At 72.2% G+C, this 5205-nt stretch carries 6 protein-coding genes; 5 read left to right on the top strand and 1 reads right to left on the bottom strand.

The genetic code is table 11. The features are described 5' to 3' along the window. Positions 1 to 309, bottom strand: a 309-nt coding sequence (locus tag EST92_RS30970; RefSeq protein WP_135789085.1) for an ATP-binding protein, incomplete at its 3' end; no start/stop codon positions are given. Positions 310 to 578: 269 nt separating this feature from the next. On the opposite strand from EST92_RS30970, the gene EST92_RS30965 reads away from it, so the two are divergent. The 5 genes from EST92_RS30965 to EST92_RS30945 all read left to right on the top strand — a co-directional run. Continuing rightward, entirely contained in the window at positions 579 to 1418 is an 840-nt protein-coding gene (locus EST92_RS30965) for a hypothetical protein (protein WP_129283980.1), read from the top strand. Positions 1419 to 1530: 112 nt separating this feature from the next. Next, positions 1531 to 2322, top strand: a complete 792-nt coding sequence (locus EST92_RS30960) for a YcnI family protein (protein ID WP_254069181.1) — start codon at positions 1531 to 1533, stop codon at positions 2320 to 2322. 90 nt (positions 2323 to 2412) lie between these two features. Beyond that, positions 2413 to 3060, top strand: coding sequence for an SCO family protein (locus tag EST92_RS30955; protein ID WP_129283979.1), 648 nt, complete (start codon positions 2413 to 2415; stop codon positions 3058 to 3060). Beyond that, on the top strand, positions 3057 to 3500 hold the full coding sequence (locus EST92_RS30950; RefSeq protein WP_129283978.1) for a copper chaperone PCu(A)C: 444 nt from the start codon (positions 3057 to 3059) through the stop codon (positions 3498 to 3500). Before EST92_RS30955 ends, EST92_RS30950 begins: the two co-directional genes overlap by 4 nt. Positions 3501 to 3573: 73 nt before the next feature. Beyond that, positions 3574 to 5205: copper resistance protein CopC (locus EST92_RS30945; protein WP_129283977.1), on the top strand; the 1632-nt coding region annotated here is incomplete at its 3' end.

Here is a 5205-nt window from a genome sequence, read left to right as displayed (position 1 = left end):
CGGCCCGGCGCGGTCGTCAGCTTCGACAAGATCCTCAAGTGGCGGGCGGGGGCGGAAGCCGGGACCCGAGTCGGTGATCTCGATACGGCAGGTGTCGCCGTCGATGAACGCCGTGACGCGGTAGTCCTCGGAGGCGGCGTCCCCGCCGTGCTCGACGGCGTTGGCACAGGCCTCGGAGAGGGCCACCGCCAAGTCATAGCAGATGTCCGGGTCCACGCCCGCCGTCTCCATCGTGCCCAGCAGCAGACGACGGGCGAGCGGGACGCTCGCGGCCTCGCGCCGCAAATGGAGTGACCACCAGATGCTCATCGCTCCAGCCTCCTGGCCGCGGCTCGACATATCGATACCTATTGCCGTGCCTCAAGGTCCGTAAGCATGTCCGGGACGTGATACCGCTCATTCGGCGGATGCGAAAAGTGAGCGCATCGGTGTAGGTGCAGCGCCTCCCATGCGCCCTTGCGCGCCCCGCCGGCCGCCTCGGACGCCCCGGGAGGCGCCCCTTGGCGCCGCCCTGCCGTAGGCCGCCCAGCCGCCCTGCCGTAGGCCGCCCATAAGTGCAGTGGGATGATGGCGCCGCCATGACTCCCCCGCCCGCCCCCACAGCGCGCGCGGCCGCCGATCTCCGGCTGCTGCGGGCCGCGGTCTTCGCCGCGGCCTGTGTCGGGCTGTCCGCGGCCGGGCACGTCGCCGCCTCGTGCGCCCCCGTCCCGCTGTGGACGCTGGGCGTCGCCGCTGCCGTGATCTTCGCGATCGCGGCACCGCTGGCCGGACGGGAGCGCTCGCTGCCGGGCATCGCCACGGGTCTCGCCGTGGGGCAGCTCGGCCTGCACACCCTCTTCGCCTGGGGCCAGAGCCCGCGACCCGCGATGGTCCGCGGCGGCCACGGCTCCGGCGGGCTCTCGGACCAAGCGGCGATCGCGCTCGCCCGCCATGTCATGTGCGGGTTCGGCGGCGGCCGGATGGACGGCGCACAGGCGCGCCGGATGCTCGGCTCGGGCGGCTTCGACACGGCATCGGCCGCCGGGCTGACCGCTCCGGCGGGGCACCCGATGGCCGGCGGCCCGGCCCCGGGCCCCACGGTGCCCGACGCCCTGCTGTCCTCGCTGCCCATGCTGCTGGGGCATCTGCTGGCCGCGCTCGCCGTCGGCTGGCTGCTGCGGCGGGGCGAGGCGGCGCTGTGGCGGCTGGTCCGGCTGTCGGCGCCGGCGGCGTACGAGAGCACGGTGCAGACGCTGGCAGGCGCGGTGCGCGGGGCGCTCCGGCTGGCTCGGGCCCTGCTCGCGGACCTCGCGGCGGCGCACGACGAGGCGCTGCGTGCCCCCGTTTCGTACGGGGATGACAAACCCGGCCCGAAGGACCCCGCACTCCACCACAGTGTGATCAGGCGCGGGCCACCCACCCTCGCCCTCGCGGCCTGACGTCACGCGAACCACGCTCCGACAGGAGAGGTACGGGCTCGCGCGCCGTCGCCGTACGCGCGCCACCTGCACCGTTATCAGCACCTTTCTCCTTCCTGTGGAGTGTTTTTCGATGTCGAGCAACTCAGCGACGGCGGAGCCGTCGCAGCAGCCGGAGTCGCAGCAGCAGCCGGAGTCGTCGCGGACGCGGCGCTACGCGCGCCGGCTTCCGCTGGTGGGCACCCTCGCGGCCGGCGGCGTGCTGCTACTGGCCGGACCGGCGTTCGCACACGTCAGCGTGCAGCCGGAGGCGGCCGCCAAGGGCAGCTTCGCCACCGTCAACTTCAAGGTGCCCAACGAGCGCGACGACGCCTCGACGGTGAAGCTCGAAGTCACACTGCCGACCGACCACCCGCTGGCGTCCGTCATGCCGCAGCCGGTGCCGGGCTGGAAGGTGTCGATCACCAAGGCCAAGCTCCCCAAGCCGATCGAGATGGAGGGCGAGAAGATCACCGAGGCGCCCTCGAAGATCACGTGGACGGCCGAGGACAAGGGTGTCGAGCCGGGCCAGTTCCAGCAGTTCCCGCTCTCCGTCGGGCAACTGCCCAAGGACGCCGACCAGGTCGTCTTCAAGGCCCTGCAGACGTATGACGACAAGCAGGTGGTGCGCTGGATCGAGCCCTCCAAGGAGGGCGCACCGGAGCCGGAGAACCCGGCGCCGACCCTCAAGCTCACCGCGGCCGAGGCGGACGGCCACGGCGCCGCCGCCGGCAAGAGCGAGGCCAAGGACGGCGGGAACACGGCCGCCGCGGACGCGTCCTCCGGGAGCGACACCACGGCCCGCGTGCTCGGCGCCATCGGCATCGTCGTCGGCATCGTCGGAGTCGGCTTCGGCGTGTTCGCCGGCCGGCGCCGCGGCGCCTGATCACCGGCCGGGCCGGCGCTCGACCGTGCCGGCCCGGCCCCTCCCGGCCACCCGGGATTCACTACACAGGATTTACAGGATTTGTCTGCAATGCGTAGAAGAACTCTGCTGGCGTCCGCCCTCACGGCGGCCGCGGCCCTCAGCCTCACCGCCTGCAACGGCGACGACCAGAACAAGCCCGCCGCCGAGGTCTCCGGCGGCACCGCCGCGAAGCCGATCGTCACGCTCGACAGCCCGATGGCGAAGCCGGATCTCGTCCTGACGGACACCAGCGGCAAGAAGTACGACCTGCTGAAGCAGACCAAGGGCCACCCCACGCTGATCTACTTCGGCTACACCAACTGCCCGGACGTCTGCCCGCTGACGATGGCCAACATCGCGGTCGCGGTGAAGCAGCTGCCGAAGGCCGAACAGAAGGACCTGCGGGTGGTCTTCGTCACCTCCGACCCGGAGCGCGACACCCCGGCCGCCCTGAAGAAGTGGCTCGGCGGCATCAACAAGGACTTCACCGGGCTGACCGGAAAGTTCGACACCATCCAGGCCGGCGCGCGCAGCGTGAACATCGGCATCGAGAAGCCGGTCAAGAAGAAGAACGGCGATGTCGTCTCCACCCATGGCGCGCAGGTGCTGCTGAGCTCCCCCAAGGACGACAAGATCCACTGGATGGGCATGCAGGAGGCGACCTCCGACAACTACACCAAGGCCCTGCCGAAGATCGTCAAGGGACAGAACCCGTGAACCGCCGCACCACCCTCGCCGCCGCCCTGACCCTCACCACCGGTCTCGTGCTGGCGGGCTGCGGCGACAGTGCCCCGAAGCTCGAGGTTGCCGACGCGTACATGCCGCAGCCGGTCACCCAGGACATGGCGGGTGCGTACTTCACCGTCAAGAACAGCGGCGGCACCGCGGACAAGCTCACCTCGGTCACCAGCGACCTGGCCAAGGACATCTCGCTGCACAAAACGGTCGGCACCAAGATGGAGCAGGTCAACTCCCTGCCCGTACCGGCCAACGGGGAGCTGGCGCTCGGCCGCGGCGGCAACCACCTGATGTTCATGGGCCTGACGAGGAAGCCGGCCGAGGGCGACAAGGTCACCGTCGAGCTGCACTTCGCCACCGCGAAACCGATCAAGGTGGAGGTCCCGGTCAAGGCCGCCACCTACGCACCGAAGAAGTAGCCGGCTCCCAGGAGACGGCACCGGCCGGTTCACCCCGGACAACCCAGCAGACGCAGTAAGGGGAGCGATCACTATGGTCACCACCGGGCTTCGGCCTCGACGGTCCGCCGTGCTGCGCCTGCTGGTCGTCGCGGTGGCGCTGGCGGGCGCCCTGCTCGGCGGGCTCGGCGGTGCCGCCCCGGCCTCGGCGCACGCCGCGCTGACCGGCAGCACCCCCGCGCAGGGTGCGGTGGTGGACCACGCCCCGGAGCAGGTGGCGCTCACCTTCTCCGAGGGCGTCGCCATGGGCGACGACTCCATCCGGGTCCTGGACCCGAAGGGCAAGCGGGTGGACCGCGGCAAGCTGCGCAAGCTGGGCAGCGGCAACGTCGTGAAATACGGCGCGGGGCTGCCGGCGGGGCTCGGCGACGGTACGTACACCGTCGCCTGGCAGGCGGTCTCCGCCGACAGTCACCCCGTCTCCGGCGCTTTCACCTTCTCGGTCGGCGCGCCCTCCAAGACCACCGCCACCGTTCCCGTGCAGAAGGCCGGCGGCGGCCTGGTGGGCGCGCTCTACGGCATCGCCCGGGCGCTGGCGTACACCGGTTTCGTGCTGCTGGTCGGCGGCGCCGCCTTCGTGGTGGCCTGCCGGCCGGCCGCGGCCCTCGTCCGGTCCGTGCAGCGGCTGGTCGTCCAGGGCTGGGCACTGCTGACCGGCACCACCGTCGCGATGCTGCTGCTGCGCACCCCCTACACCGGGTCCGGCGATCTCACCGATGTCTTCGACTTCGGCGGCCTCCAGCAGGTCCTGATCACCAAGCCGGGTGCGGCGCTGGTCTCCCGGCTGCTGCTGCTCGCCGCCGCAGCACTGCTCGTGGCGGTGCTCTTCGGGGCGTACGCGCGGACGCAGGAACCGGCGGAGCCGGGCGAGGAGCCGCGGGATGCCACGGCGTCGGCCAAGCAGCGCAAGGAACTCGCCTTCGGGCTCGGCGTCGGCGGGCTGATCATCGCGGCCGGGCTCGCCGCGACCTGGGCGATGGCCGAGCACGCCTCGACCGGTCTGCAGACCGCGGTCGCGATGCCGGTCGACGTGCTGCACCTGCTCGCGGTCGCCACCTGGCTCGGCGGACTGGCGGCGCTGGTGGCGTCCCTGTACTGGGGGCCGCCCGTGGAGCGGGCCGCCGTACGCCGCTTCTCGCGGATCGCGTTCGGCTCGGTGCTGGTGCTGGTCGCCACCGGCCTCTACCAGTCCTGGCGGCAGGTGGGCACCTGGCGCGCGCTGACCGACACGACGTACGGGTGGCTGCTGCTGCTCAAGGCGGGTCTGGTCGTGGTGCTCGTCGGGATCGCCTGGGTGTCGCGCCGGTGGACGGGCCGGCTGGCGGAGGTGCCGGCGGCGGAAGGTACGGGGGGCGAGATTACGGAGACAGAGGGGAGCCGGGCGAGCGCGACGGCTGAGGCGACGGAGGAGGCCGACGGGGTCGAAGGGGCCGAAGGGGCCGACGAGAAGGCCGCGGCCGGCGCGGATGCGGAGGCAGGCGCGGGCGCGAAAACCGGCGCGGGCGCGGAGAAGGCCACCGTCGGCGTCTCGGCCGCTGCCACCACCGTCACCTCCGCCTCCGCCTCTGCCTCCGTCTCCGACGGCGCAGGCCCCTCCAGGGGCGCCCCCAAGGACGCCCCCACCGATACCCGCGACCCCGACCCCGACGAGCACCACGACCAGACC

It is taken from the genome of Streptomyces sp. TM32 (genome assembly GCF_004122755.1).
In the GTDB taxonomy this organism is placed as follows: domain Bacteria; phylum Actinomycetota; class Actinomycetes; order Streptomycetales; family Streptomycetaceae; genus Streptomyces; species Streptomyces sioyaensis.
The sequence above is the reverse complement of the archived record's forward strand: the minus strand, read 5'-3'. Positions and strand labels throughout refer to the sequence as shown.